The sequence below is a fragment of the Nocardioides sp. genome (assembly GCF_051876515.1).
In the GTDB taxonomy this organism is placed as follows: domain Bacteria; phylum Actinomycetota; class Actinomycetes; order Propionibacteriales; family Nocardioidaceae; genus Nocardioides.
Genome location: NZ_JBJEHY010000136.1, coordinates 1 through 25,781, shown reverse-complemented (window position 1 = coordinate 25,781; position 25,781 = coordinate 1). Strand labels below are relative to the sequence as shown.

The 25,781-nt window shown below is 71.9% G+C and carries 22 protein-coding genes, 1 tRNA gene and 1 riboswitch; of the genes, 11 read left to right on the top strand and 12 right to left on the bottom strand.

From position 1 onward, the window contains the following. Positions 1 to 9: 9 nt before the first annotated feature. Positions 10 to 150, bottom strand: a riboswitch (SAM riboswitch). A gap of 322 nt (positions 151 to 472) precedes the next feature. The 5 genes from otsB to ACI379_RS10195 form a co-directional block, all read right to left on the bottom strand. Then, positions 473 to 1,306 carry a trehalose-phosphatase gene (gene otsB, locus ACI379_RS10215; RefSeq protein ID WP_439791973.1) on the bottom strand — a complete coding sequence of 278 codons (834 nt, stop codon included), beginning with the start codon at positions 1,304 to 1,306 and terminating at the stop codon, positions 473 to 475. Positions 1,307 to 1,322: 16 nt separating this feature from the next. Continuing rightward, positions 1,323 to 1,859 carry a LytR C-terminal domain-containing protein gene (locus ACI379_RS10210; protein WP_439791972.1) on the bottom strand — a complete coding sequence of 179 codons (537 nt, stop codon included), beginning with the start codon at positions 1,857 to 1,859 and terminating at the stop codon, positions 1,323 to 1,325. 26 nt (positions 1,860 to 1,885) lie between these two features. Then, on the bottom strand, positions 1,886 to 2,179 hold the full coding sequence (locus ACI379_RS10205; RefSeq protein WP_439791971.1) for a DUF3263 domain-containing protein: 294 nt from the start codon (positions 2,177 to 2,179) through the stop codon (positions 1,886 to 1,888). 154 nt (positions 2,180 to 2,333) lie between these two features. After that, complete coding sequence (locus ACI379_RS10200; protein WP_439791970.1) at positions 2,334 to 2,987, bottom strand: response regulator transcription factor; 654 nt, start codon at positions 2,985 to 2,987, stop codon at positions 2,334 to 2,336. Between the two features lie 19 nt (positions 2,988 to 3,006). Continuing rightward, positions 3,007 to 4,320 (bottom strand): sensor histidine kinase, encoded by a 1,314-nt coding sequence (locus ACI379_RS10195; RefSeq protein ID WP_439791969.1) that lies wholly within the window; start codon positions 4,318 to 4,320, stop codon positions 3,007 to 3,009. A 121-nt stretch (positions 4,321 to 4,441) separates the two neighbouring features. Between ACI379_RS10195 and ACI379_RS10190 the strand changes: the two genes are divergently transcribed. Beyond that, positions 4,442 to 5,866, top strand: a complete 1,425-nt coding sequence (locus ACI379_RS10190; RefSeq protein WP_439791968.1) for an alpha,alpha-trehalose-phosphate synthase (UDP-forming) — start codon at positions 4,442 to 4,444, stop codon at positions 5,864 to 5,866. A gap of 71 nt (positions 5,867 to 5,937) precedes the next feature. Here ACI379_RS10190 and ACI379_RS10185 read toward each other — a convergent pair whose 3' ends face one another. Beyond that, positions 5,938 to 7,389 carry a glutamate synthase-related protein gene (locus ACI379_RS10185; RefSeq protein ID WP_439791967.1) on the bottom strand — a complete coding sequence of 484 codons (1,452 nt, stop codon included), beginning with the start codon at positions 7,387 to 7,389 and terminating at the stop codon, positions 5,938 to 5,940. A gap of 72 nt (positions 7,390 to 7,461) precedes the next feature. On the opposite strand from ACI379_RS10185, the gene ACI379_RS10180 reads away from it, so the two are divergent. From ACI379_RS10180 to ACI379_RS10155, 6 genes are all read left to right on the top strand, one after another. Then, a complete protein-coding gene (locus ACI379_RS10180) occupies positions 7,462 to 8,670 on the top strand; it encodes an alpha/beta fold hydrolase (RefSeq protein ID WP_439791966.1) in 1,209 nt (402 codons plus the stop codon). A gap of 67 nt (positions 8,671 to 8,737) precedes the next feature. Beyond that, the gene (locus ACI379_RS10175) at positions 8,738 to 9,520 is read left to right on the top strand and encodes a D-Ala-D-Ala carboxypeptidase family metallohydrolase (protein WP_439791965.1); all 783 of its coding nucleotides are present in this window, start codon (positions 8,738 to 8,740) and stop codon (positions 9,518 to 9,520) included. Positions 9,521 to 9,604: 84 nt separating this feature from the next. Beyond that, the gene (locus ACI379_RS10170) at positions 9,605 to 10,975 is read left to right on the top strand and encodes an MFS transporter (protein ID WP_439791964.1); all 1,371 of its coding nucleotides are present in this window, start codon (positions 9,605 to 9,607) and stop codon (positions 10,973 to 10,975) included. Further along, entirely contained in the window at positions 10,972 to 12,405 is a 1,434-nt protein-coding gene (locus ACI379_RS10165) for a pyridoxal phosphate-dependent decarboxylase family protein (RefSeq protein ID WP_439791963.1), read from the top strand. Before ACI379_RS10170 ends, ACI379_RS10165 begins: the two co-directional genes overlap by 4 nt. Next, complete coding sequence (locus ACI379_RS10160; RefSeq protein ID WP_439791962.1) at positions 12,402 to 13,103, top strand: uracil-DNA glycosylase; 702 nt, start codon at positions 12,402 to 12,404, stop codon at positions 13,101 to 13,103. The genes ACI379_RS10165 and ACI379_RS10160 overlap by 4 nt, the downstream gene beginning before the upstream one ends. Before the next feature lie 48 nt (positions 13,104 to 13,151). Next, positions 13,152 to 13,925, top strand: coding sequence for a dioxygenase family protein (locus ACI379_RS10155; RefSeq protein WP_439791961.1), 774 nt, complete (start codon positions 13,152 to 13,154; stop codon positions 13,923 to 13,925). Between the two features lie 67 nt (positions 13,926 to 13,992). Here the strand turns inward: ACI379_RS10155 and ACI379_RS10150 are convergent, their stop codons facing one another. Beyond that, the gene (locus ACI379_RS10150) at positions 13,993 to 15,621 is read right to left on the bottom strand and encodes a GMC family oxidoreductase (RefSeq protein ID WP_439791960.1); all 1,629 of its coding nucleotides are present in this window, start codon (positions 15,619 to 15,621) and stop codon (positions 13,993 to 13,995) included. A gap of 141 nt (positions 15,622 to 15,762) precedes the next feature. Between ACI379_RS10150 and pdxY the strand changes: the two genes are divergently transcribed. The 3 genes from pdxY (at position 15,763) to ACI379_RS10135 (ending at position 18,498) form a co-directional block, all read left to right on the top strand. Next, positions 15,763 to 16,608 carry a pyridoxal kinase PdxY gene (pdxY, locus tag ACI379_RS10145; protein ID WP_439791959.1) on the top strand — a complete coding sequence of 282 codons (846 nt, stop codon included), beginning with the start codon at positions 15,763 to 15,765 and terminating at the stop codon, positions 16,606 to 16,608. Positions 16,609 to 16,888: 280 nt separating this feature from the next. Beyond that, positions 16,889 to 17,434 carry a hypothetical protein gene (locus tag ACI379_RS10140; protein ID WP_439791958.1) on the top strand — a complete coding sequence of 182 codons (546 nt, stop codon included), beginning with the start codon at positions 16,889 to 16,891 and terminating at the stop codon, positions 17,432 to 17,434. A 308-nt stretch (positions 17,435 to 17,742) separates the two neighbouring features. Further along, positions 17,743 to 18,498 (top strand): hypothetical protein, encoded by a 756-nt coding sequence (locus ACI379_RS10135; protein ID WP_439791957.1) that lies wholly within the window; start codon positions 17,743 to 17,745, stop codon positions 18,496 to 18,498. A 68-nt stretch (positions 18,499 to 18,566) separates the two neighbouring features. Here the strand turns inward: ACI379_RS10135 and ACI379_RS10130 are convergent. Next, positions 18,567 to 18,639 (bottom strand) — tRNA-Thr (locus ACI379_RS10130). 93 nt (positions 18,640 to 18,732) lie between these two features. Between ACI379_RS10130 and ACI379_RS10125 the strand changes: the two genes are divergently transcribed. Further along, a complete protein-coding gene (locus ACI379_RS10125) occupies positions 18,733 to 20,574 on the top strand; it encodes a glycoside hydrolase family 13 protein (protein WP_439791956.1) in 1,842 nt (613 codons plus the stop codon). A gap of 1 nt (position 20,575) precedes the next feature. Here ACI379_RS10125 and ACI379_RS10120 read toward each other — a convergent pair whose 3' ends face one another. From ACI379_RS10120 to ACI379_RS10105, 4 genes are all read right to left on the bottom strand, one after another. Next, entirely contained in the window at positions 20,576 to 22,093 is a 1,518-nt protein-coding gene (locus ACI379_RS10120; protein ID WP_439791955.1) for a hypothetical protein, read from the bottom strand. 98 nt (positions 22,094 to 22,191) lie between these two features. After that, positions 22,192 to 23,775, bottom strand: a complete 1,584-nt coding sequence (locus ACI379_RS10115) for a metallophosphoesterase (protein WP_439791954.1) — start codon at positions 23,773 to 23,775, stop codon at positions 22,192 to 22,194. 2 nt (positions 23,776 to 23,777) lie between these two features. Further along, the gene (gene rlmB / locus ACI379_RS10110) at positions 23,778 to 24,731 is read right to left on the bottom strand and encodes a 23S rRNA (guanosine(2251)-2'-O)-methyltransferase RlmB (RefSeq protein ID WP_439791953.1); all 954 of its coding nucleotides are present in this window, start codon (positions 24,729 to 24,731) and stop codon (positions 23,778 to 23,780) included. A gap of 1 nt (position 24,732) precedes the next feature. Continuing rightward, the coding region (locus ACI379_RS10105; protein WP_439791952.1) for a cysteine--tRNA ligase at positions 24,733 to 25,781 on the bottom strand (1,049 nt) is incomplete at its 5' end.

The window sequence follows — 25,781 nt, the reverse complement described above, 5'->3', positions numbered from 1 at the left end:
GAGTCCTCCTTCTCATCTGTGCCCGCCACGCATCTCGCGGTGGGCCGGAATTAGCACCGTTTCCACGACTGACACGCTGGGCGGATCAGGAGGATCGTGGCGGTTGCCGGGACTTCACAGGGCCGTTCCCTCAGTCCCTCTCGATGAGCTGTTGTGAACAGTACGTGCGCGTCTCACGATGTGCACATCAGGTCCACATCGTGAAACTCGATGCGTCCGGGGAGTGGTCAGGGGCGTCGGGGACGAGTTGGCGCCTGGATCTCGAGCCGTCATGCGAAGGGGTCTTGCTGCGTCATACGAAGGCGCCTCGCCGGGCCCGCGTCATACGAAGGCGCCTCGCCGGAGGCCCGCGTCATGCGGAACAGCACCTATACGTACGAGTCCGCATGACGCAGGGCGACCCGACGACGAGTCCGCATGACGCAGGGCGACCTTCCGGCCGGACGCATGACGTACGCCCGGGAAGGCACCGTCAGGAGGCGTCGACGACCAGCTGGCGCAACAGCTCGAGCACCCCGTCGGGACCGTCGACGACGACGTCGGCCAGGTCGACCAGCGCGTTCTGCTCGTCGGAGGCCGAGCAGACCAGCAGCGTGGCCAGCCCCTGCTCGCGCAACGCGGCCACCGCCCGGAACGCCTCGACGTCACCCAGGTCGTCGCCGGCGAAGACGAAGCCCTCCGCGTGCTGCTCGGCGACCAGCGTGCGTACGGCGTCGCCCTTGTCGCGCCCCGGGGAACGGACCTCGATGACGTTGCGCCCCGGCTCGACGGTGAGCCCGTGCCGGGCCGCCAGGTCGCGCAGCGGTCCGACCAGCCGCTCGAACGCGTCGGTCGGGTCCGGCAGCCGTCGGGTGTGCACCGCGACCGCCAGCCCCTTCTCCTCGACGAACGCGTCCTGCGCCCCGCAGGCACGCAGCACCGCGGGCAGGTCGCGCTCGAACGTCGCCAGCCCAGCGGGCGGGCGGGGCGAGACCACGCGGCGCTGGGTGGCCGACCAGCGCTCGTTGCCGTACTGGCCGAAGACGAACAGCTCCCGGCCCTCCTCGGTGAGCTCGGCGCCGAGGGCGTCGAGCCCACCCAGCGCGAGCGCCTGGCGTGCCGGGCGACCGGTGACGACCGCCACCGCGCGTACGGTCCGGGCCAGGTCGCGCAGGACCGCCGGCGCGCCGGGGTGGATCACCGCTCGCTCGGGGTCCTCCACGATGGGAGCGAGCACCCCGTCGAAGTCCAGCCCCACGACCGTGCGTGCGGCGGCCTCGACGACGGCGTCGTAACGTTGCTGGGCCTGCGGGGAGGTGAACTCCATGGGGCGCAAGCGTAGGTCAGGACAGCGGTCCGGTGAGCACCAGCGTGAGTCGGTCCATCTTCATCGGCGCCACCGCCGGGGCCGTGCGCTTGACGCCCAGGTCGAGCGCGAGCTGCTTGGCCTCCGCCTCCAGACGCTTGGGGAAGTACACCGTGGTCGCCGGGATGTTGCCGTACCAGTTGTCCTCGCCGACCACGGCCCACCCGACCTCGGTCACCCGGGCGGACGTGGTGGCGGCCAGCCCCGTGATGCCGGAGTTGTTGTAGACCTCGACGTACACCTCGCCACGCTTCACCTGGGGCTTCGGCTTGGCCTTCTTGGTGGGCGGCGTGGTCGTCGGGGAGTCGCTCGGGGTCGAGCTGGCGATCGTCGCGGTGTCGATGCGCTCCTCGGTGGGCGCCTCGTCACGGGTCGCGACGAAGGTGACCGCGGCGGCGAGCACGGCGACGACGCTGAGCATCGCCACGGGTGAGGGGAAGGCGACACCGCGCTCGTCTCGACGAGGCGTACGGCGCCGGCCGTCCGTGGCCGAGTGGATCGGGGAAGAGGCCATGGGTGGTCCGTCTCTGTGGGACTGGGTCAGATGTCGAAACCCAGTCTGCGTGCCGAACGCTGCCTCTGGCGGGAGGCGCGCAGGCGACGCAGGCGACGGACCAGCAACGGGTCGGCCTCCAGTGCGTCCGGACGGTCGATCAGCGCGTTGAGGACCTGGTAGTAGCGCGTCGACGACATGTCGAACTTCTCGCGGACCGCCTGCTCCTTGGCCCCGGCGAACTTCCACCAGTGCCGTTCGAACTCGAGGATGTCGCGGTCGCGCTCGCTGAGGCCTGAACCGGGTTCGACCTGCGGTTCCATGGCGTTCGCGGCGTCCATGACTCAACTCCTGCGGGTGGATCCTTGCTGACTCCCCCACTGTAGGTGACGAACGACAACGATGTCATTCACACCGGCGAGTCGCCCTTGACGGGAGTGGCCCAGACCACCTCAGTCGTCTCACCCGTCACACACGCCCCTTCTGGCGCCCCCTTCAACGGGGGCCGGAACCGCTGCGGAGGTACCGGACGACGGCCAGCACCCTGCGGTGGTCCGACTCGTCGGCGTGCAGGCCGAGCTTGGCGAAGATCCGCTGCGTGTGCTTCTCCACCGCCGCTCCGGAGACCACCAGGGCCCGGGCGATCGCTGCGTTGGAACGGCCCTGCGCCATCAGCGCCAGCACCTCCCCCTCCCGCGGCGTCAGCGTCTCGACCGGGTCGCGGCGGCGCCCCATCAGCTGCCGCACCACCATCGGGTCCAGCACCGTGCCGCCGGCCGCCACCGTGACCAGCGCGTCCAGGAAGTCGTCGACGTCGCTGACCCGGTCCTTGAGCAGGTAGCCCAGGCCACCCTCACCGCCCGCGAGCAGCTCGTCCGCGTACGTGACCTCCACGTACTGGCTCAGCACCAGCAGCGGGGCCCGCGGGTCGGCGTTCCGCACCTCGAAGGCCGCGCGAAGACCCTCGTCGGTGTGGGTCGGCGGCATCCGTACGTCCACCAGGGAGACGTCGGGCCGGTGCTCGGCGACCGCCTCCACCAGCGACGGCCCGTCCCCCACCGCGGCCACCACCTCGTGCCCGGCCTCGGCCAGGAGCAGGGCCAGGCCCTCACGCAGCAGGACGGAGTCGTCCGCGATCACCACTCGCACCTCGGCAGGATCCCACGCCTCAGCGGGGCAGCGGGACGCGAGCGTGGACCGTGGTGGGTCCGCCGTCCGGCGAGTCGAGCTCCAACGTCCCCTCGAGCCCCGCCAACCGCGTACGCAGCCCGGCCAGCCCGTGCCCCTTCGCCGGGTGCGCCCCACCGGTGCCGTCGTCGGCGACCGTGGCCAGCACCTCGTCACCACGGCGCTCCACCCGTACGAGGACCTGACCCGCCCCGGAGTGCTTGGCGACGTTGGTCAACGCCTCGGCGACCACGAAGTACAGCGCCGTCTCCACCGGCGCGGGCAGCGGCCCGGCGACGTCGTACTCCAGCCCCACCGGGAGCGGCTGACGGACCGCCAGCTCACGCAGGGCGGCCTCGAGGCCGCGGTCGACCAGGATCGGGGGCGCGATCCCCCGCGACAGCGAGCGGAGCTCGCCGACGGCCTCACGGGCCTGGGCCAGCGCGTCGTCGAGGAGGGCTGCGGTGCGCTCGGGGTCGTCCACGCTGCGGCGGGCACGCCCCAGGTCCATCGACAGCCGCACCAGCCGCTGCTGCGGGCCGTCGTGGATGTCCCGCTCGAGCCGGCGCAGGGAGCCGACCTCGGCGTCCTGGGCGGCGCTGCGGGTGCCGATGACCCGGCGCACCTCCTGCTGCATCGCGGCCCTGGAGTCGAGGAGGACCACCGCCAGGCTGGCGTGGAGCCACGCCACGGCCCGTACGGCCGCGGGCAGCGTCGCCAGCGCCACCAGCCCGAAGGCCGTGTTGAGCAGCGTCTCGGGGCCGCGGCCCTGTCCGAGGCCGATCAGCTCGGCCAGGCTCTGCCCGTCCTGGTCGGGAAGCCACCGCTGCCAGAACCAGTACGTCGTCCCGGCGCCCGCGGCGGCCCACCAGGTCAGCACCACGCTGAACGCCAGGGTGCCGGTGACCAGCGAGACGACGCCCCACACGACGTCGAGCCACGACTGGACGTCGCGCAGCGGGGTGAGCAGCCGGGTGACGCGGGAGGCGCCGTGCGGAGCCACCCGGTAGTCGGGGGTGTGCACGTCCACGCCGAGCCCGCGCAGCTGCACGCGCTGCGCCGACGCGAACACCCGGGCCAGGGCCACCGTGCCCACGAGGACCGGGATCCCGACCCAGATGACCAGCGTGCTGACGCCCACGCCCACGCCAGCCACCATCGCCACGCAGGAGAGCAGGGCGACCGGGAGGGCGGTGAGGCCGTACGCGCTGTCCCGCAGGGTGCGCCCGACCACGCCCGGCGCGTACGGGTCGCGCCACGATGAGGGGGTCGTCGCCTCTGCCACGAGGGGCTCCTTGAGCTGTGTCGTCGTCATGCTCCCATCGAAGCCTCGAGGGGGCCGCGGCACGATCCTGCCAGCCCGACACCTGGGGTAGGGCTGGCCCGACATCCAGTCAACCGGCGCGCCGGGTCCCGTCGCCCCCTAGGGTTGTCACGTGACCTCTGACCTCGTCATCGTCGCCAACCGACTCCCCGTCGACCGCATCGAGCTGCCCGACGGGAGTGTCGGCTGGCGCCGCTCACCCGGCGGGCTGGTCAGCGCCCTCGAACCGGTGATGCGCGAGGACGGGGGTGCCTGGGTCGGCTGGCCCGGCTCTCCCGACGAGGAGCTGGCCCCGTTCGAGCACGACGGCGTGACGCTGGTGCCGGTGGTGCTGACCAGCGAGGACGTGGAGGAGTTCTACGAGGGCTTCTCCAACGCCACCCTGTGGCCGCTGTACCACGACGTGGTCGCGAAGCCGGAGTTCCACCGCGAGTGGTGGGACGCCTACGTCCGCGTCAACCGCCGCTTCGCCGAGGCGGCCGCGTCGGTGGCCAGCGAAGGTGCCCGGGTCTGGGTCCAGGACTACCAGCTCCAACTGGTCCCGCAGATGCTGCGTGAGCTGCGCCCCGACCTCATCATCGGCTTCTACCTGCACATCCCGTTCCCGCCGGCCGAGCTCTTCTCGCAGCTGCCGTGGCGCCGCCAGATCCTGGAAGGGCTCCTGGGGGCCGACCTGATCGGGTTCCAGCTGCCCGAGGCGTCGGGCAACTTCGTCCGCCTCGTCCGCACCCGGGTGGGCCACAAGACGCACCGCGACCGGATCTTCCTGCCCGACGACCGCACGGTGCGCGCCGCCGCGTTCCCGATCGCCATCGACACCGCCGGGTACGAGAGCCTGGCCCGCTCGCCCGAGGTCGAGGAGCGCGTGCAGGAGATCCGTGACGCGGCCGGCGGTCGGCGGATCTTCCTCGGCGTCGACCGCCTCGACTACACCAAGGGCATCTACCCGCGCCTGCGTGCGTTCGGCGAGCTCGTCTCCGAGGGCCACCTGGCGCTCGAGGACGTCATGTTCGTCCAGGTCGCGACCCCCTCGCGAGAGCGCGTGGGCGAGTACAAGCGGATGCGCGACGAGATCGACCGGCTCGTGGGCCGTCTCAACGGCGACCTCGGCACGATCCGCTACCCCCTGATCTCCTACCTGCACTCCTCCTACCCGCGCGAGGAGATGGCGGCGCTCTACCGTGCGGCCGACGTGATGGTGGTGACGCCGTACCGCGACGGCATGAACCTGGTGGCCAAGGAGTACGTCGCCTGCCGCCTCGAGGAGGACGGCGCGCTGGTGCTCTCGGAGTTCGCCGGAGCGGCCGAGGAGCTGCGTCAGGCGTGGCTGGTCAACCCGTACGACATCAACGGCATCAAGTCCGCACTCCTCGAGGCGTACGGCGCGGAGCCCAAGGAGCTGCAGCGCCGCATGCGCGCCATGCGGCGCACCGTGCTCGAGCACGACGTGGCGTCGTGGGCGCTCTCGTTCATGGAGGCCCTGGCATCCGGGCCCGGCGAGCACCTCAAGCCGTTGCGCCCCGCGCGCAAGAAGTAGGCCCGCCGTCGGTCGGGCCCGTCGAAACCGGTCCACCCGCAGGTTGAGCCCGTCGAAACCGGGGTCTGGCGTCAGGCGGGGTAGCCGTACACCTCGCGCAGGCTGCGACGCGACAGCAGACCGTCGACCAGGTCGATGTCGTCGACGGTGATCTGGGCGGGGTGGGAGACCCCGACGGCCTCGGCGACGTGGTGCAGGTCGCGGCGCAGGGTGATGACGTAGTTGGCGAGGCGGGCGGCCTTGGACGTCGGGTCGAGGCCCCGCGCGAGCCACTGGTTCTGGGTCGCGACCCCGGTCGGGCAGTGGTCGGTGTGGCACTTCTGGGCCTGGATGCAGCCGATCGCCAGCATGGCCTCGCGGGCCACGTTGACCATGTCGGCCCCCAGCGCGAAGGCGACCAGGGCGTTCTCCGGCAGCCCCAGCTTGCCGGCGCCGATGAAGGTGATGTCGTCGCCGAAACCGGCGCCGGCGAGGCGCTTGTACACCTCGGCGAAGCCGATCCGGAACGGGTACGACACCGCGTCGGCGAAGACCAGCGGGGCCGCCCCGGTCCCGCCCTCACCGCCGTCCACGTTGACGAAGTCGACCATGCGGTCGGCGGTCATCCTCTCGGACAGCTCGTCCCAGAAGGTCAGGTCGCCCACCGCGGACTTGATGCCGACGGGGAGTCCCGTCTCGGCGGCCACCATCTCGACGAAGTCCAGCATCGAGTCCACGTCGTGGAATGCGGTGTGGCGCGAGGGCGACATGCAGTCCTTGCCGGCCTCGATGCCGCGGATCTCGGCGATCTCGGCCGACACCTTGGCGCCGGGGAGCATCCCGCCGAGGCCGGGCTTGGCCCCCTGGGAGAGCTTGATCTCGATCATCCGCACGGGCGCGGAGGCGACGAGCTCCTTGAGCCGGGCCAGGTCGAAGGTGCCCTGCGCGTCGCGGCACCCGAAGTAGGCGGTGCCGATCTGGAAGACGAGCTCGCCGCCCTGACGGTGGTACGGCGACAGCGCCCCCTCACCGGTGTTGTGCAGGCAGCCGGCGATCTTCGCGCCCTCGTTGAGCGCGGTGATCGCGTTGGCGGACAGGGCGCCGAAGCTCATCCCGGAGACGTTGACGACGGAGGCGGGCCGGAAGGCGTGCGTACGACCGCGGGCGGCGCCGACGACCTTGCGCGCGGGCAGCGGGTGGTCGTCCGACGGCGTCACCTGGCTCGGCGTCTCACCGACGTGGAAGGTGCGCTGCTTGACGATCGGGTACCCCTGCCGGGTCTCCATGTCGTTGTCGGTGCCGAACCCGAAGTAGTTGTTCTCCAGCTTGGCCGAGGAGTAGACCCAGCGCCGCTGGTCCCGGCTGAACGGTCGCTCCTGGTCGTTGCCGGTGACGATGTACTGCCGCAGCTCGGGCCCGACGGCCTCCAGCAGGAACCGACCGTGCCCGAGCACCGGGTAGTTGCGCAGGATCGCGTGCTTCTTCTGCAGGACGTCGTACGCGGTCACCGCCACGCCGAGGCCCGCCGCCACCTTCCACCACATGGTCCTTGTCTACCCCCAACCGGGCCGCCGTGGGGACTGACGGGGCCGCCGGTGCGCCCGTAGGTTGAGGACATGGACCTCATCCCGAAGCCCGAGCAGGTGCTCGCCGCCGCGGGCAACGTCGCGCACAAGCTGCTGTACGGCGGGATCGCGGACCTCCGTCCGATGCCGCGGACCCTGATCGACGCCGGCGAGCTCCGCGAGGTCCACCACTACCTGCCCGACCCGGACGTCCCGCCCACCGGGGACCCCGTCCTCCTGGTCACCCCGCTGGCGGCGCCGGCCCTCTGCTTCGACCTGCGCCGCGGCTGCTCGCTCGTGGAGCACCTGGTCTCGCTGGGGCGGCCCACGTACGTCGTCGACTACGGCCAGGTGTCGTTCGCCAACCGGTCTCTGGGGATGGAGCACTGGGTGGAGGAGGTGCTGCCCACCGCCATCCGCTCGGTGCGCGAGCACTCCGGCGGCCGCCCGGTCCACGTGGCCGGCTGGAGCCTCGGCGGCATCTTCGCGCTGCTCACCGCCGCCGACTCCCCCGACCTGCCGATCGCCTCGATCACCGCCATAGGCTCGCCCGTCGACGTGTCGAAGGTGCCGCTGATGGCCCCGGTGCGTCCGCTGCTCAACCTCGGTCTGGGCGACCTGGTGCCCGGGGGCGGCGTGGTCACCCGCGCGTACCGGGCCATGGGCGGGATCCCGGTCCCCCTGGTGGGCGCGGGCTTCGCCCTGGCCTCGGTGCACAAGCTCGTCACCAAGCCGCTCGTGGTCGCCACCCACCTCGACGACACCGATCTGCTCGCGCAGCTCGAGGCGGTCGAGGCGTTCATGGACGGCATGCACGCCTACCCGGGCCGCTCGTTCGGCCAGCTGTACCACCGGTTCGTGAAGGGCAACGACCTGCAGGACGGACGGATGGAGCTCGGCGGTCGCACCATCGACCTGGCGGCGGTGCGGGCACCCACGCTCGTGCTGGCCGGGAACACCGACGGGATCGCGCCGGTCGGGGCCGTACGTCCTGTCACGGACCTGCTCACCGGGGCCCGCGAGGTGCAGTTCGAGATCGTGCCGGGAGGCCACCTCGGCATGCTCACCGGACGCGCCGCCCGCGGGAGCACCTGGACCGTCCTCGACGACTGGTTCGCGCGGTGGTCAGAGGCGCCGAAACCACGGCCGCGGCCCCGGCGGCGCCCCTCGCGCGACACGATCGGGTCCAACCCACGGCGCCATTCCTCGGCAGCATCTCGACACCTCGCGGACGGGAAGGCTTCACCCCGCACCCCTTGACCGCGCTGCTCCTCGACCGCTTGTCTGGTCCGGTTCGACTCCGTACTCGGGAAAAGGAGCAACTCTGATGAAACGTGCCCAGACCAGATCACGCACGACCAGGTCACGGTCACCCTTCCGGGCCCTCGTCGCCACCCTGGCGATGCTGGCCTCGTCCCTCTTCGTCGTCACCCTCGGCGCCACCCCTGCGCACGCCGACGGCTGCTACACGTGGGGACGGTCGCTGTCGTCGGGCAGCACCGGTGCCGACGTCCAGCAGCTGCAGATCCGCGTCGCCGGCTGGCACGGGTCGTCGGCGACCTTCGCCATCGACGGCTCGTTCGGGCCGGCCACGACGACCGCGGTGACCAACTTCCAGCGCGCCTACGGCCTCACCCCCGACGGGATCGCCGGCCCCGCCACGTTCGCCAAGATCTACGCCCTGCAGGACGACGACTGCTCGACGGCCCACTTCGACTGGTCCGAGGTCGACGGCGGCTGCGGCGCGGGCGGCTACAGCGGAGGCACGGTCAGCGCGACCACCGTCAAGGAGAACCTGAAGCGCGCGATGTGGCGGGCCGAGGCCCTGCGCCAGCGCCTGGGCAACAAGCCGCTGCGGGTGACCTCCGGCTTCCGCTCGGTCTCGTGCGACAAGGCGGTCGGGGGCTCCGGCAGCGGCTACCACACGTACGGGATGGCGCTCGACCTCGTCGGCTTCAGCGGCTCCCCGTCGTTCTGCCAGATCGCCTCCGCGGCCCGCTACACCTCGTTCGGGACGATCCTCGGCCCGGGCTACCCCGGTCACAACGACCACGCCCACGTGGACATCGCGAACCGGAAGTTCTGGAGCGCCTCGAGCTGCGGCATCTGACCCGACCCCAACCCGCTGGGACCCGCGGCGGCACACGGTGGACCGTGTGCCGCCGCGGCGCGTCCACCCACTACCCTGCGACGCATGTCACACCACCCCTCGCCCGCGTCGGCCGGCGCGAACACCCTCCCCCGGTCGGTCCGGATCGGGTACGGGTCCGGGTCCGTGGCCACCGGCGCCTTCGGCACGGTGCCCGGTCTCATGCTCCTGCCGTTCCTCACCGACGAGCTCGGCATCGCCGCGGTCCTGGCCGGCGTCATCGTCTTCCTGCCGAAGTTCTGGGACGTGGTCCTCAACCCGATCGCCGGGCGCATCTCCGACCGCTCACTCGACCCGGCCGGGCCACGGCGTCCCTGGCTGATCCGCGCCGGCGTGATGCTGGCCGGCGCGTTCGCCCTGATCTTCGCCGGCCCGGAGATGGACAACCGGGCGCTGGAGGCGGGCTGGGTCCTCGTCTTCTTCCTGCTCGCCGCGACCGCGTACGCGTTCTTCCAGGTGCCGTACGTGTCGATGCCCGCCGAGATCACCAGCTCCTACGACGAGCGCACGCGGCTGATGACGTGGCGGGTCGCGATCCTGGCGCTGACGATCATGGTGGCCGGCGCCAGCGCCCCGGCGATCCGCAACGCCTTCGACGGCCGCGACGGCTACCGGGTGATGGGCGTCGTGATGGCGCTGATCATCCTGGCCGGCGTGCTGTCCGCGTGGTGGGGCACGCGGAACGCCCCCGTGGGGACCGTCCAGGCAGGCTCCGGGACGCTGGTGGACCAGCTCAAGGTGGTCGCCCGGGCCCGGGACTTCCGCCTGCTGCTGACCACCTTCGTCCTGCAGGCGCTGGCCACCGGCTGCATGCTGGCCGGCGTCGACTACCTGGCCGAGGACGTGATCGGCAAGGCGGGTGCGGCGACGCCGCTCTTCGTCTGTTTCGTGGGACCCGCGCTGCTGCTGACACCGGCGTGGGCAGCGCTGGGGACCCGGATCGGCAAGCGCGCCGGGTACGTCCTGTCGTCCCTCGTCCTGGCCACCGGTGCCCTGCTCGCCCTGAGCGCCCTGTGGGCGCCCGCCTGGGTGGTCTTCGCCGCGACCGCGCTGGTCGGTCTGGGGTACGCGGGCTGCCAGGTCTTCCCGATGGCGATGCTGCCGGACGCTGCTGCGATCGACTCCGCCCGTACCGGCGAGAACCGGATCGGCGTCTACACGGGTGTGTGGACCGCGGGCGAGACCCTCGGCATGGCGCTCGGACCGGCCGTGTTCGCGGTCCTGCTGGCGATCGGCGGGTACGTCTCGAGCCGGTCCAGCGAGGCCGTCGTCCAGCCCGACTCCGCGCTCACCGCGATCACGCTCGGCTTCTCCGTCCTGCCCGCTGCCCTGGTCCTGCTGAGCCTGCTGGCCCTGCGGGCGTACCGTCTGGACGCGGCCGAGGTGGCCGCAGCCGAAGTGGAGGTCCCCCGATGAACCCGACCGACCTGATGACGCGCCTGCGCGGACTCCAGGCCGGCGACCTGCCGGTGCACGGCGGCCGCACGCTGGCCTACGTGTACGACTCCGGCGACGCGGAGGTCGACCAGCTCGGCCGCGACGCGGTCGCGGCGTACGCGGGGTCCAACGGGCTCGACCCGACCGCGTTCCCGTCGCTGCTGCAGATGGAGAACGAGCTCGTCGGGTGGGCGCTGCGCCTCTTCGACGCCCCGGACACGGCGGTGGGCACCGTCACCTCGGGCGGCACCGAGTCGCTGCTGCTCACCGTGCAGGGCGCCCGCGACGCCCACCCCGAGATCGAGCGGCCCACGATGGTCATCCCGGTGACCGCCCACGCGGCGTTCCACAAGGCCGCGAAGTACTTCGGGGTCGAGGCGATCGTGGTGCCGGTGGGCGAGGACATGCGCGCCGACGTGGACGCGATGGTCGCGGCCATCGACGAGCGCACCGTGCTCGTGGCGGTCAGCGCCCCGTCGTACGCGCACGGGGTCGTCGACCCGGTCACCCCGGTCGCGGCCGCGGCTGCAGCGCGCGGGATCCGCTGCCACGTGGACGCCTGCATCGGCGGCTGGGTGCTCGGGTACGCCCCCGCGGTCGACCACGTGGTGGAGCCGTGGACCTTCGCCGTGGACGGCGTCACCTCGATCTCGGTGGACACCCACAAGTACGCGTACACACCGAAGGGCACCTCGCTGCTGCTGCACCGCGACCCCTCGCTGCGCCGTCCCCAGTACTTCGCGTCGGCCGCCTGGCCGGGCTACACGATGCTCAACTCCACCACCCAGTCCACCCGCTCGGGGGGGCCGGTGGCCGGGGCGTGGGCCGTCGTCAACGCGATCGGTGACGAGGGGTACGCGACGCTCACCCGCAGGGCGCTGGACGCGACGGCGGCGATCGTGGCCGCCGTGGACGCCACCGACGGTCTGCGCGTGGTGGCCCGTCCGGACTCGACCCTGGTCGCCGTGACCACCGACGACTCGATGGACCCGTTCACGCTCAACGACGAGCTGGTCGCGCGCGGCTGGTTCACGCAGCCGCAGCTGAGCTTCCCGGGCTCGCCGGCGAACGTGCACTTCTCGGTGAGCGCCGCGACGGGCGACCACGTCGAGGAGTTCACCGCCGCCCTCGCGGAGGCGGCCGCGGCCGCGCGTGCCGCTGGCCCCGTCCAGGTCGACGAGGGCGTGGCGGCGTTCGTCGCCGCGCTCGACCCTGCCACGCTGGGCGAGGAGGAGTTCGACGGCCTGCTGGCGGCGGCCGGCCTCGTCGGTGGCGGTTCCGAGGACGGGTCGCTCGACCTCCCGTCCCGGATGGCCGACGTCAACGCACTGCTCGACGTGGCCTCACCGGCGCTGCGGGAGGCCGTGATGGTCGCGTTCCTGGACCGGCTGCAGCGTCCGGTGCGGTGATCGACGTGCCGGGCGGTCTGGCCGACCTCGTCGAGCGTGGGCTCGTCGCGCCGGACTGGGCCGCCGCGCTGGCGCCGGTCGAGGGCCAGATCGCACGGATGGGTGACTTCCTGCGGGCCGAGCTGGCCGCCGGTCGCGGCTACCAGCCGGCCGGGCTGCACGTGCTGCGGGCCTTCTCCCGGCCGCTCGCGCAGGTGCGCGTGCTGGTGGTGGGCCAGGACCCGTACCCGACGCCGGGACACCCGATCGGCCTGTCGTTCGCGGTCGAGCGGTCGGTGCGGCCGCTGCCGAAGTCGCTGGTCAACATCTACTCCGAGCTCCACGACGACCTCGGCATCGCGCCCGCCGCCCACGGCGACCTGACCGCGTGGGCCGACCAGGGCGTGATGCTGCTGAACCGGGTGCTGACCGTACGGCCGGGAGCCGCGAACTCGCACCGCGGTCAGGGCTGGGAGGAGGTCACCGAGCGCGCCGTCGACGCGCTGGTGGCACGCGGCGGTCCGTGCGTGGCGCTGCTGTGGGGGCGCCCGGCGCAGAGCCTCAAGCCCCGCCTGGGGACGATCCCGTCGGTGGAGTCGGCGCACCCCTCCCCGCTGTCGGCGTACCGCGGCTTCTTCGGCTCGCGCCCGTTCAGCCGCGTCAACGCACTGCTGGCAGAGCAGGGCGGCTCACCGGTGGACTGGCGGATCCCCGGCTGAGACGCTCGGCCGAGGAATAAACTTCGACTTTGAACTATTGTGCTGGACATGAACGCACGCATGCCCGCCCTGTACATCGGTCACGGCGCCCCGCCGCTCCTCGACGACCCGATCTGGTCGGGGCAGCTGGCAGCGTGGGCCCAGGACCTTCCCCGCCCCAAGGCGATCCTGATCGTCAGCGCGCACTGGGAGTCGGCGCCGGTCAGCCTGTCGGGCAACTTCGCGCCCCTGGTCTACGACTTCGGCGGGTTCGCGCCGAAGTACTACCAGATGACGTACGAGACCCCGGACTCCTCCGCGCTGGCCCAGCGGATCGCGGCGATGATGCCGGACAACGAGCCGGTCCACCAGCACACCAACCGCGGCCTCGACCACGGCGCGTGGGTGCCGCTGAAGATCATGTACCCCAAGGCCGACATCCCGGTGCTGCAGATGTCCCTGCCCACCTCGGACCCGGTGAAGCTGATGAAGCTCGGCGAGCGCCTGCGCCCCCTGCGCGACGAGGGCGTCCTGATCATCGGCTCGGGCTTCCTGACCCACGGCCTGCCGTTCCTCAAGGAGTTCCGCATCGAGGCGGCCGCGCCGGGCTGGTCGGTCGACTTCGACGCGTGGGCCGGTGAGGCGATGGCGCGCGGTGACGTGGACGCGCTGGCCAACTACCAGTCCTTGGCGCCGGGCATGCCGTACGCCCACCCGACGGTCGAGCACTACACGCCGCTGTTCGTGACCCTGGGCGCGGCCAGCAAGGCGGACGACCCCGGGATCCAGGTCATCGACGGCTTCTGGATGGGCCTGTCCAAGCGCTCGCTCCAGGTCGCCTGAGCCGTACGGGGCCGCCCGGCCGGTGCTCGTCGCACCCGCCGGACGGCCGCCGTCCAGGTCGTACGGGTCAGGTGCCCAGGATGAGGTCCCCGGCCTTGTCGCCGATCATCATCGACGGCGCGTTGGTGTTGCCGGTGATGATCGACGGCATGATCGAGGCGTCCGCCACCCGGAGCCCCTCGATGCCGCGCACGCGCAGCTGCGGGTCAACGACGGCGCGCTCGTCCACGCCCATCCGGCAGGTGCCGACGGGGTGGTACACGGTGGTGGCGCGCTTGATCGCCTCGGCCTTCAGCGCGTCGCCGGTGATCGCGGAACCGGGCTCGTACTCCTCCTGCACGTGACCCTTCATCGCCGGGTCGGCCATCACGGCACGGAGCATCTCGAGGCCCTCCATGAGGACCTGCAGGTCGCGGCCGTCGGAGAGCAGGCGCGGGTCGATCACCGGGCCGGCGGACGGGTCGGCGCTGGCCAGGCGCAGCGTGCCGCGCGAGCGCGGCTGCACCATCGTCGAGAAGACCGACAGCGAGGGGCGCTTGTCGGGGCTCAGCCGGACGGGCTCGTCCTGGAACGGCGGGTACGACCACGGGATGGCGAAGAACTGCATGTCGGGGATGCCGGCCTCGGCCAGCGAGGTCTCGACGAAGCCGCCGGCCTCGAACACCGAGTGCGCCATGAACGTCTTGCCCGGACGCAGGCGGTCCTTGAGGATCGCGGCGCCGAAGTACATCGCGCTCGAGCGGTGCGGCGAGTTGTCGACTGCGTACGTCATCGGCACGAACATGTGGTCGTGCAGGTTGTCGCCCACCGGGAGGTCGGCCACGACCTGGATGCCGTGCTCGGCCAGGTGCGCCGCCGGCCCGATGCCCGACAGCATCAGCAGCTGCGGCGAGCTGAAGGCGCCACCGGAGACGATGACCTCCTTGTTGGCCTTGAGCGTGTACGTGCCCGTGTCCCCGCGCATCTCGACGCCCGTGGCGCGGCCGTTCTCGATGACGATCCGGGTGACGTGCCCGCCGGTGATGATGTTGAGCGAGGGCAGCACCTTGTCGACGAGGTAGGCGTACGACGAGGAGTAGCGGATGCCGTTGGAGGTGTTCTCCTGGATGACGTGCATGCCGTGCTGGTCGGCGCCGTTGTAGTCCGGGTTGCGCTTGACACCCAGGGCGCTCACGCCGGCGTCGATGAAGGTGCTGGCGGCGTCGCAGATGTCGCCGTTCTCGAGCACCTTGACCGGGCCGCTGGTGCCGCGGTACTCGCTGGCCGGGCCCTGCCAGGTCTCCATGCGCTTGTACTGGCGCAGGACGTCCTCGTACCCCCAGCCGGTGTTGCCCTCGGCCGCCCAGGAGTCGAAGTTCCCCTTGTTGCCGCGGACGTAGATCATGCCGTTGACCGAGCCCGAGCCGCCCATGACGCGACCGCGCGGGGCGGACGGTCGGCGGCCACCGAGGTGCTCCTGCTCGGCGTGGCGGAAGCCCCAGTCGAACTTCTTCTTCAGCTTGGGCTCGCTGTGGATCATCGTGATCATGCCGGGGCGACGGAACATGATCGAGGAGTCGGGACCGCCCGCCTCGACGAGCAGGACCGACTCGCCGGCCTCGGCCAGCCGGCCCGCCACGGCACACCCGGCACTACCCGCGCCGACGACGACGTAGTCGGCCTCGGTGGCCGTCGGAGCGGAGGACTTCTTCGCCATGCAACACCTCATCGTTCGAGCGCCGGAGACTGAGACCCCGGTCACATACCGCGCGTATGTCGCCGAACCGTAACAAGTTCTAGTTCGCTCCGGTAGTGCTCTCCTGCATCGTGGACCGGACCCGCGCGCTAGGTTGTGCTGGTGCGAGTGCTCTCCATCCAGTCCCACGTCGCGTACGGCCACGTCGGGAACTCCGCCGCCGTCTTCCCGCTGCAGCGCCTCGGGCACGAGGTCTGGCCGGTCCTGACGGTCAACTACTCCAACCACACCGGGTACGGCGAGTGGGGCGGGCCGATCATCCCGGCCGACGACGTACGCGCCGTGCTGGCCGGAGTGGAGGCGCGGGGCGCGTTCGCCACCTGTGACGCAGTGATCACCGGCTACCAGGGCTCCCCCGAGATCGCCGAGGTCATCGTCGAGGCGGTCGGCAAGGTCAAGGCGGCCAACCCCGCCGCGACGTACACCTGCGACCCCGTGATGGGCAACGCGAAGTCGGGCTGCTTCGTCAACCCGGCGATCCCGCCGATCATCCGCGAGAAGGTCATCCCGGTCGCGGACATCATCACGCCCAACCAGTTCGAGCTCGGCTTCATCACCGAGACCGAGCCGGTCTCGCTCGAGGACGTGCTCGCCTCGGCGGACGCGGCGCGCGCGATGGGCCCGTCGACGATCCTGGTCACCTCCGTGGAGGCCGTGCCCGAGGGCTCGATCGGCATCATGGCCGTCACCGACGAGGGCGCCTGGCTGGTCGTCACCCCGCTGCTTCCGGTGAAGTTCAACGGTTCCGGCGACATCACCGCCGCCCTGTTCACCGCCCATCTGGGCGAGACCGGCTCGCACGCCGAGGCGCTGGCCCGTACGGCGTCGACGGTGTTCAACGTCCTGCAGGCGACGCTCGACTCCGGCGAGCGCGAGCTCCGGCTGATCGCCGCCCAGGACGTGATCGCCTCCCCGCCGATGGAGTTCGAGGTCACCCAGGTCCGCTGACCCGGACCGGACCGGCTCCCTCCCGCGCAACGTCGCGACCAGCCTGACGGCACGAGTTCCGATCGCCTCACCCGGCGTCGGGAGCTCGTCACGTCCGGCCGAGAGGGCCCTCGCATACCCCGGTCAAGAATTCTCCGGACGATTCTCAGCCGATGAGACGAATGGGTGTGTCCGTGGTCACATACTGGCGGAATCCCTAGGTTTCGTCCCGTCACATCGACCGCCTCGGGTAGCAGGTCGTACGTCCCGCCGCCCCGGGCACACCACCGGAGGGACCCCCATGACCCAGCTCCAGCCCACCCGAAGAACCGTCGTCCGCACGGCCGCCTGGACCGTGCCCGCGGTCACGCTGGTGACGGCCGCCCCGGCCTTCGCAGCGTCGTCGAACTACACCGACCTGTCCACCACGGCACCGGTGGCGCCGACCCGAACGGGCGCCCAGACGCTGCAGATGCCCACGACGATGACATTCACCAACACTGGCGACCTGGCCGTCGACGGCATCGAGGTTCTCATCACGTCCAGCATCGCGGTCAGCGAAATGACGGTCGACCTGGGAGCCCCCATTCCCGTTGAAGGATTGGCGGGAATCACGATCGCCCCGTCGCTCGCGGCCGGCCCCCAGACGAGCTTCAAGCTCACCGTCCCGCCGGGCGGGCTCCTCCAGATCCCGGCCGGGCAATCGGCCGGCCTGCCGGTCCCCCTCGACCTCACGCTCGCCGCGCCCGGCGATGTCGAACTCCGGATGATCGTCACAGGCATCAACGCCGAGGCCACGGAGAACATCCCGTTCTCCCCGGACCCGTTCGCCATTCCTGCCATCTAGCACCGCACGTGCGCGCCGAAGGAGAGCTTCCGAGGCGATCGCACCGAACAGGAAGAACTCCCGGACTGGCGCGAGAGTCCGGGAGTTCTTCGTGAACGTGCGTCACATCCGGTCATTCCCGTCACATTGCGCCTCCTGAGCCGGACGCTCCAGATACTCGTGGAATCTCACCCACTGAGACGTTCTGCTGTGGCCGTAGTCACATACCGACGGAATCCCTAGGTTTCGGTCGTCACAACTGACTGCCGCGGGGGGGCTCGGCTGCGATGCGTCTCGCCGCCCCAGGCACTGCCACTGGAGGGACCCCCATGACCGAGCTCCACCCCACCCGAAGAACAGTCGTCCGCACCGCCGCCTGGGCCGTGCCCGCCGTCTCACTCGTGTCCGCTGCGCCCGCGTTCGCAGCGACTCCGACCATGTGCCTGACATCGGCCAACCCGGTGATCTGGCAGGACATCACCCTGACCAGGTACACGCGCGTCCGAACGCTGGTCACGAGCCCCATCACCAACCGCACGGACGGCATCACGAAGGTGGACTTCACCTTCAGGCTCCCCCAGTACGTTCTCGCTGGGGCAACCGTGCCGGCCCAGCCGATCTCGTACGTCTCGACCCTTGGCTTGGCGGCCACCAACGCTGCCTACGACGGGCAGTTCGGTATCGGTGGTCGCACGGTGGTGTCCGGCACGATGAACACCACCTACGACTTCGGGGGTGGACTGACGCCGGCTTCAACACCGATCCCCATGACGCTCAACCCCGGCAACGTGGCCATCGTCAGGGGCACCCGGATCGCGACCACCTTCACCGGCACCATGCCCGCGCTGACGGCATCGACCTCCCTGGGCGTCCGCACGATCAACTTCGCCATTCCTCCGGAGCCGGTCGAGAGCGACGCCTCCACCTGGCCGGGCACCCAGGTAGTCAGGCTCAGCGTTGGGAGCAACACGAACGCGCGGGTCCACTCAACGACCCCCACGACCGTCACGGCGAACGACTGGGTCCCGACCGGGACGGTCCAGAGCCTGAACATCGCGACCTACGAGGTCGTCCCGGCCTGCTGACGCCCTGACACGCGAAGATCCCGGCTCCTACCCCCAAGGAGCCGGGATCTTCTGCGTTCTCGACGCGGAGCCGGTGACAGGAGTCGAACCCGCGACATCTTCTTTACAAGAGAAGCGCTCTACCAACTGAGCTACACCGGCACGCACCGTTTCCGGCGCGGCGCGCACATCCTAGGCGAACCGGTGCGGCCCTGCGGACTCGCACCACCGCCCACCGGTTGCGAGGATGGGCGTATGGGCCTGCTGCACGACCCGCACCACGACGGGTCTCCCCTGTACGTGTCCGACGAGGCGCCGCGCCTGGACCAGGCGGTCACGGTGCGCGTGCGCACCAGCGTGGAGCAGCCGCCCGAGGCGGTGTGGCTGCGCACCACGCACGACGCGGAGCCCGTCTTCCACGCGGCCCGCCCCGGGGCGAGCGCGGACGGCGTTCTCTGGTGGGAGGCCGACCTGCCGGTGCACAACCCGCGCACCCACTACCGGTTCCTGCTGGTGGGGGCCGACGGCTCGCAGCGCTGGCTCACCGGCGCCGGGCTCGTCGACACCGATCCCCCGGACGCGGGCGACTTCGTCCTCACGGTGCACCCGCCCGCCCCGGACTGGGGTCGCGACGGCGTCGTCTACCAGGTGTTCCCCGACCGCTTCGCGCGGTCGGCGGCCGCAGCGGACCGTCCCACGCCGGCCTGGGCCGTGCCGGCCGCCTGGGGCGACGAGGTCGCGTTCGAGCCCACTGACCCCCGGACCCCGCTGCAGCTCTTCGGCGGCGACCTCGACGGCCTCACCGAGCACCTCGACCACCTCGAGGCCCTCGGCGTCGACGTCGTCTACACGACCCCGGTCTTCCCGGGCGAGTCCAACCACCGCTACAACGCCACCACCTTCGACCACGTCGACGACCTCCTCGGCGGGGACGAGGCGTACGCCCGGCTGAGCCAGGCGGTGCACGCACGCGGCTGGCGGATCCTGGGCGACCTCACCACCAACCACACCGGCGACACCCACGAGTGGTTCACCGACGCGGTCGCCGACCCCGACTCACCGCGCCGCTCCTGGTACCACTTCCGCCCCGACGGCACGTACGAGTCCTGGATGGGGCACCACACCCTGCCCAAGGTGAACCACGGCGACCCCGACCTGCGGGCCGCCATGCTCGAGGGACCCGACTCGGTCGTCGGCCGGTGGTTCCACCCGCCGTTCAGCGTGGACGGCTGGCGCATCGACGTGGCCAACATGACCGGTCGGCTGGGGGCGCTCGACGTGGCCCACGAAGTGGCCCGCACCGTACGCCGCACCGCCGCCGACCTGCACGCCGAGCCCCTCGTCATCGGGGAGCACAACCACGACGCCAGCGCGGACGTCGACGGCGACGGCTGGCACGGCACGATGAACTACTCCGGGTTCTCCTGGCCGCTGTGGTCGTGGCTGCGGCACGAGGAGTCCCCGGCACGCGCGTTCGGGCGCCCGGTCCCGGTGGCCCGGCGCGGCGGAGCCCAGGTCGTCGCCACCTGGCGCGCCTGGATGGGGGCGTACGGCTGGAAGGCCACCACCGCCAGCTGGAACATCCTCGGCTCCCACGACTCGGCCCGGATCCGCACCGTCGTCGGCGACCCGGCCGTGCACCGCGTGGCCGCTGGTCTGCAGTTCACCCTCCCCGGGGTTCCGCTGGTCTTCGCCGGCGACGAGATCGGGCTCGAGGGCGTCACCGGCGAGGACGCCCGCCGCCCGATGCCGTGGGACGCCCCGGAGAGCTGGGACCGCACCACGTTCGACACGTACGCCGCCCTGGCCGCCCTGCGGCACGGGCACGTCGGAATGCGCCGCGGCGGTCTGCGGTGGGCCCACGCCGACGAGGACACCGTCGCCTTCCTGCGCGAGCACCCCGAGGGGAGCTACCTGGTGGTGGCGCGCCGCGGCCCCGCGGAGGCCGTGGCTCTTCCCGTCGACGGACTCGGCGCGACCCGCGCCCGCCACCTCCTCGGCAGCGAGCCCGGCTCCGTCGACCTGGTCGCAGCAGCGGGAGTGCTGGTGGTGCCGGCGACGGCCTCCCCCCGGTTCGACGTGTGGCGCCTGGCGTGACTCAGAGCGTGACGCGCGCGCCGTTGGCCAGCCACCACGCCAGGCCGGCCCTCGCCAGGGAGGGCGACGTCGACGAGAGCGCCTCGCTGTCCAGCCCGCCCCGCAGGAGCGGGTGCCCGCTCATGCCGATCGAGTAGATGGCGGCGATCCGCGTCTGCGGGTCGTCGAGGGCGGCCACGAGGTCGGGCATCGGGAGGTGCACGCCCGCAGCGCCGGCCGCCTGGAGGGCGCCGCTGCGCACCACCGGGTCCTCGGAGCCGAGCCACCCGCCACGCTCGGCGGCGTCCTGGGCGTACGGAGAACGGGCCCACCGCCGCACGAGCCGCCGCTGCAACCCCGGGGAGGGAGCGGACTCGTAGAGGTGGTGGACCTCCGCACCCAGCAACGGCGTCAGCGCAGGCAGCGCGTCGAGGAGCATGTAGCCGGTGACGGCGCGCGACTCCCACGGGCAGTACGCCACGTCGAACAGCAGGCGCGCGAGCATCGGCTGGGTGGGCAGGTCGAGGACGGTGCTCACCCGCCGCGCGGACTCCAGGCACCGTGACCACAGCGCGTTGGCGCCGGACTCGTCGACCTCACCGATGTCGGGGGCCGCGGGGAGCGGACGCGAGGGCCGGCAGGTCCGCTCCTGCAGCACCGCCCGCGGGACCAGCCGGAGCAGGTGGGCCGTCCACTCAGCCTGCGACGACCCGGGCGTGCTGGAGTCGAACGCCTCGACCAGCGCCTCCAGGACGTCGGCCCACACCTCGGCTCCGGCGATCTCCCCGAGGTTCTCCAACCCCAGCGCACCGGCCAGCACGAGACGGTCGTCGCCGGAGCGCAACAGCCCGACGAACCACTCCTCCACGCCCTCGGAGCGGGCCTCCCCGATCGCGCTCATCAGGTCGAGGGTGCCCGCGGCGTACGGCTCCGCGAGCACCTCGCGGGCCACCTCGACGAGCAGGTGTCCGTACCCGCTGCAGCGCAGACGGGACAGCGCCTCGTACCGGCTCGGGTACGCGTGACCGACGCTGCGCCCCATCTCGGCCACCAGGCGCCGCACCGCGTGCCGGGCCGACTCCTCGGGCAGACCGATGTTGCCGGGCTGGGACAGGGCCCCGGCCCAGCGCATCCAGTCCCCGCCGGAGACGGGCCCGTCGCCCAGCACCGTCCCGGTGAGCCGGGACATCTCGTGGACGTCGGTCACGACGCGACCGGGCGAGAGGTCACGTGGGCTCTGGCTCGCGAATCCGCGGCACAGCACCTCGATGGGCCCGCGCAACGATCCTGCCGGGAGCCCCAGGGCCCACTCGTACCCGTCGACGAGCTCCCCGTCGCGCCGCTGCCCGGTCTCGACGCGGGAGAGGTGCGCCGGGCTGGACCCCAGCTGGTCCGCGAGCGAACGGAGCCGCGAGTCGACGTCGTCCGGCGAGGTGACCCGCGCCATCCGCAGCGTCCACGCGACGCGGGCAGCGACGTCGATCGAGTCCCCCGTGAGCGCACTGGAGTCCTCGAGCGTCCGCATTCGTTCGGCAACCACCACGTGGGAAGGATGACAGCCACCACTGACACCGTGGGCCCGAACTGCTCAAGGGATACCCCAGATGGTGCGTTGGGGTTACCCGCGCACCCGGGAGCTCAGCGCTCTCCCGCGCTGCTCCCGCCGTCCTCGGGCTGGTCGTCGGCCGGCGCCTCGTCGACCGGCTCCTCGCCGGCGGCTCGGGGCGTGATCGCCACCCACTCGGAGACCTCGAAGACGCCGTTGGTCTTGAGCTCCACCCACTGCACACCGGTCGGTCGGCCGGCGTCGTCGTAGGTGATCAGGCTGACGTGGGCGTCGCGCCGGGGCTTCGAACCGATCGCGATGGCGTACGCCGCCCCGCCCGTGGTGCCGTTGGTCAGTGAGTAGCCGACGGCGCCGTCCTCGGAGACGATCTCGGTCGGGCCGGCCTGGACGTGGGTGTGGCCGCCCACGACGAGGTCCACGCAGCCGCGCTCGAGGGCCTGGCGCCCCAGGTTGGCGTCGTGGACCAGCATCGTCGAGATCCGCTGCTGCGACGCGCAGGCCAGGTCGGCCACGTGCTCGGAGACGTCGGCGAACGACGTCCCGACCTCGTCGCGCCAGTTGCCCAGCCCGCTCGAGCGCGGGTCGTCGACCCCGAAGAGCAGACCGCCGCCCGGCCCCTCCACGGACTCCGCCTGCGGCATCACCCAGCCCGCCGCTGCGAGGTGGTCGCGCACGAAGGTGCCGTTGTCGTGGTTGCCGGCCACCGCGTACCGGTCGAGGTCGGAGAAGACGGCGTCGAGGGAGTCGAGGCTGAACTCCTCCCACGACTGTCCGGTCGAGGTGTCGTCCCCACCGTCGAGCACCACCGTGGCACCGGCGCGGTCCCCCACGGCCCGGGCGACCGGGTCCATCCCGATGTTGTCGTGGCGGTCGGTCACGAGCAGCGCAACCGTCTCGCCCTCCTCGGGCGTCCGGATCCCGGCGAGCAGGGCGGCCTTCTCGGCTGCGGCGTCGTAGAACTCGCGGCTCTTCTCGTACGTGTCGACCGCACTCATCACCAGGCGCTTGGTCTGGTCGGTCGTCGTGCTCTGCCGGATCTCGACCGCGTCGACCGCGTCGGGGAGGTCCACCTCGGGTCCCAGGAACTCCTGCAGCCCGACCCACGCGCCGGCCTGTCCCACGGGGGCCGAGTCGTCGACCCACGGCTGCCACACCAGCAGCGGCAGCACCAGCAGGGCCGCACCCGCGGCAGCGCCGGACGGGGTGCCCAGGCGGGCGTACAGCTGGTGGCGTCGCTCGCGTCCGACGAGCAGCCAGACCACGACCGGCACGGCGCCGACCGCGATCCCGCGCAGGGCCGCCGAGACGGCCATGTCGCGCACGGCCGCGGAGACCTTGTCGACCTGGCTGGCCGGCTCCGAGGCGATGAAGCCGTACCGCTGCACCAGCTCCTCCGGGGAGGAGATCTCGGTGGCGCCCAGCTCGACGTCCACCCCGACGGGCGTGGACACCCCCATCCGGAGGTCCGGCAGGAGCGGACCGGTCCGGATGACGGCGTGGTCGTCCAGCGTGGGGCGCACCACAGCGTCGTGCCCGGCCACCACCATGCTCCGGGAGTCGGTCAGGAAGAACGCCGCCCCCGCGACCAGCGCGACGGCGCCGCCCACCCCCGCGAGCGCAGCGACTCGCAGCAGGCGGCGGGTGCGCTGCGCCATGGTCAGGCGCGAGCCTGGGAGATGGCGTACAGCGCGACCGACGCCGCGACGGAGGCGTTGAGGGACTCCAACCGGCTCGCGATCGGGATCGACACGATCTGGTCGCAGGTCTCGGAGACCAGGCGCCCCAGGCCCTTGCCCTCCGAGCCGATGACGACGACCAGCGGACCCTCGGCGAGGCCGCCCTCGGCGCACAGCTCGGGCAGCGTCACGTCACCGTCGGCGGCCAGACCGACCACCATGCAGCCGGCGTCCTTGTACGCGTTGAGCTGGCGGGTCAGGTTGACCGTCTGCGCGATCGGGAGCCGGGCCGCGGCGCCCGCGCTGGTCTTCCACGCCGAGGCGGTCATGCCGGCGGCGCGGCGCTCGGGGATGACGACCCCGTGGGCGCCGAACCCGGCCGCGGAACGGACCACGGCCCCCAGGTTGCGGGGGTCGGTGATCGAGTCGAGGACGATGATCAGCGGGACGTCGCCGGACGCCTTCGCCTCGTCGACCAGGTCGTCGGCGTGGGCGTACTCGAAGGCGGGCAGGCGGGCCGCGATGCCCTGGTTGACCACGCCCCCGGTGCTGCGGTCGAGCTCGTTGCGGGTGACCTCGAGCAGGTTGATGCTGCCCTCCGCGGCGAGCTTGAAGATCTCACGCAGACGGCCGTCACGCTCGGCGCCCTCGGCGACGTACAGGGCCGTCACCGGGATGTGCGCACGCAGCGCCTCCAGCACCGAGTTGCGACCGACGATCCACTCGGCCTCACCGGTGGTGCGCCGCTTGGGACGGCGCTGCTCCGCGCGCTCGGCACGCTGGGCGTCCTTGTGCGCCTTGTGGTACGGCCGGTCCTTGGCCTTGGGCGTGGGGCCCTTGCCCTCCAGGCCGCGGCGGACCTGGCCGCCGGACCCGACGCTCGCGCCCTTGCCGGACTTGCGGATCGCTCCGCGTCGTTGCGAGTTGCCAGCCACGTCAGTTCACACTCCACTTCGGGCCGGTCGGGGTGTCGGTCACCACGATGCCGGCCGCCTTGATCTGGTCCCGGATGGCGTCCGCGCGCGCCCAGTCCTTCGCCTCGCGCGCAGCGGCGCGGTCGGCGAGCAGGCCCTGGACGAGCACGTCGACCACTCCGGTCAACGTCTCCGACGCCGAGGCGTCGTCGCCGCCCCAGGCCGGGTCGTACGGGTCGAGGCCGAGGACGTCGAGCATGGCGCGGACGGAGCCGGCGAGCCGGGCCACCTCCGCGGCGTCGCCGTCGGCCAGCGCCTTGTTGCCGGTGCGCACGGCCTCGTGCAGGGCGGCCACGGCCGCCGGGGTGCCGAGGTCGTCGTCGAGCGCCTCGGTGAAGGCGGGGGCGAGCTCGCCGGGAGCCGGCACCTCGCCCAGCAGCTCGGCGGCGCGCAGCACGAACGACTCCAGCCGCTGGTACGACTTCGCGGCCTCGTCGAGCGCCTCGAAGGAGAACTCGACGTGGGAGCGGTAGTGCGCCGCCACCACGTAGAAGCGGAGCTCGACGCCGCGCACGCGCTTGAGCACCTCGGGCACCAGCAGGGAGTTGCCGAGCGACTTCGACATCTTCTCGCCGGCCGTGGTGATCCACGCGTTGTGCAGCCAGTACGAGGCGAACGGGTGCCCGGCGGCACGCGACTGGGCCTGCTCGTTCTCGTGGTGCGGGAAGCGCAGGTCGACGCCGCCGCCGTGGATGTCGAACGCCTCGCCGAGGTACTTGCCGGCCATGGCCGAGCACTCGATGTGCCATCCGGGACGTCCGGGACCGTACGGGGAGGGCCAGGCCGCGCTCGCCGGCTCGGACTCCTGCTTCCAGCCCTTCCACAGCGCGAAGTCGCGCGGGTCGCGCTTGCCGCGGGGGTCGGCGTCGGCCGCCGCCTCCATCTCGTCGACCTTCATGCCGGACAGCTCGCCGTAGCGGGGCCAGCTCTTGACGTCGAAGTAGACGTCTCCGGACCCGTCCGGAGCCACGTAGGCATGGCCGCGCTCGATGAGCGCCTCGGTCAGCTCGA

Excerpts from the sequence above, each read along its gene's own strand:
- otsB (WP_439791973.1), bottom strand. The coding sequence starts at position 1,306 with ATGGAGTTCACCTCCCCGCAGGCCCAGCAACGTTACGACGCCGTCGTC.
- ACI379_RS10210 (WP_439791972.1), bottom strand. The coding sequence starts at position 1,859 with ATGGCCTCTTCCCCGATCCACTCGGCCACGGACGGCCGGCGCCGTACG.
- ACI379_RS10205 (WP_439791971.1), bottom strand. The coding sequence starts at position 2,179 with ATGGACGCCGCGAACGCCATGGAACCGCAGGTCGAACCCGGTTCAGGC.
- ACI379_RS10195 (WP_439791969.1), bottom strand. The coding sequence starts at position 4,320 with ATGACGACGACACAGCTCAAGGAGCCCCTCGTGGCAGAGGCGACGACC.
- ACI379_RS10185 (WP_439791967.1), bottom strand. The coding sequence starts at position 7,389 with ATGTGGTGGAAGGTGGCGGCGGGCCTCGGCGTGGCGGTGACCGCGTAC.
- ACI379_RS10180 (WP_439791966.1), top strand. The coding sequence starts at position 7,462 with ATGGACCTCATCCCGAAGCCCGAGCAGGTGCTCGCCGCCGCGGGCAAC.
- ACI379_RS10175 (WP_439791965.1), top strand. The coding sequence starts at position 8,738 with ATGAAACGTGCCCAGACCAGATCACGCACGACCAGGTCACGGTCACCC.
- ACI379_RS10170 (WP_439791964.1), top strand. The coding sequence starts at position 9,605 with ATGTCACACCACCCCTCGCCCGCGTCGGCCGGCGCGAACACCCTCCCC.
- ACI379_RS10165 (WP_439791963.1), top strand. The coding sequence starts at position 10,972 with ATGAACCCGACCGACCTGATGACGCGCCTGCGCGGACTCCAGGCCGGC.
- ACI379_RS10155 (WP_439791961.1), top strand. The coding sequence starts at position 13,152 with ATGAACGCACGCATGCCCGCCCTGTACATCGGTCACGGCGCCCCGCCG.
- ACI379_RS10150 (WP_439791960.1), bottom strand. The coding sequence starts at position 15,621 with ATGGCGAAGAAGTCCTCCGCTCCGACGGCCACCGAGGCCGACTACGTC.
- ACI379_RS10140 (WP_439791958.1), top strand. The coding sequence starts at position 16,889 with ATGACCCAGCTCCAGCCCACCCGAAGAACCGTCGTCCGCACGGCCGCC.
- ACI379_RS10135 (WP_439791957.1), top strand. The coding sequence starts at position 17,743 with ATGACCGAGCTCCACCCCACCCGAAGAACAGTCGTCCGCACCGCCGCC.
- ACI379_RS10125 (WP_439791956.1), top strand. The coding sequence starts at position 18,733 with ATGGGCCTGCTGCACGACCCGCACCACGACGGGTCTCCCCTGTACGTG.
- ACI379_RS10115 (WP_439791954.1), bottom strand. The coding sequence starts at position 23,775 with ATGGCGCAGCGCACCCGCCGCCTGCTGCGAGTCGCTGCGCTCGCGGGG.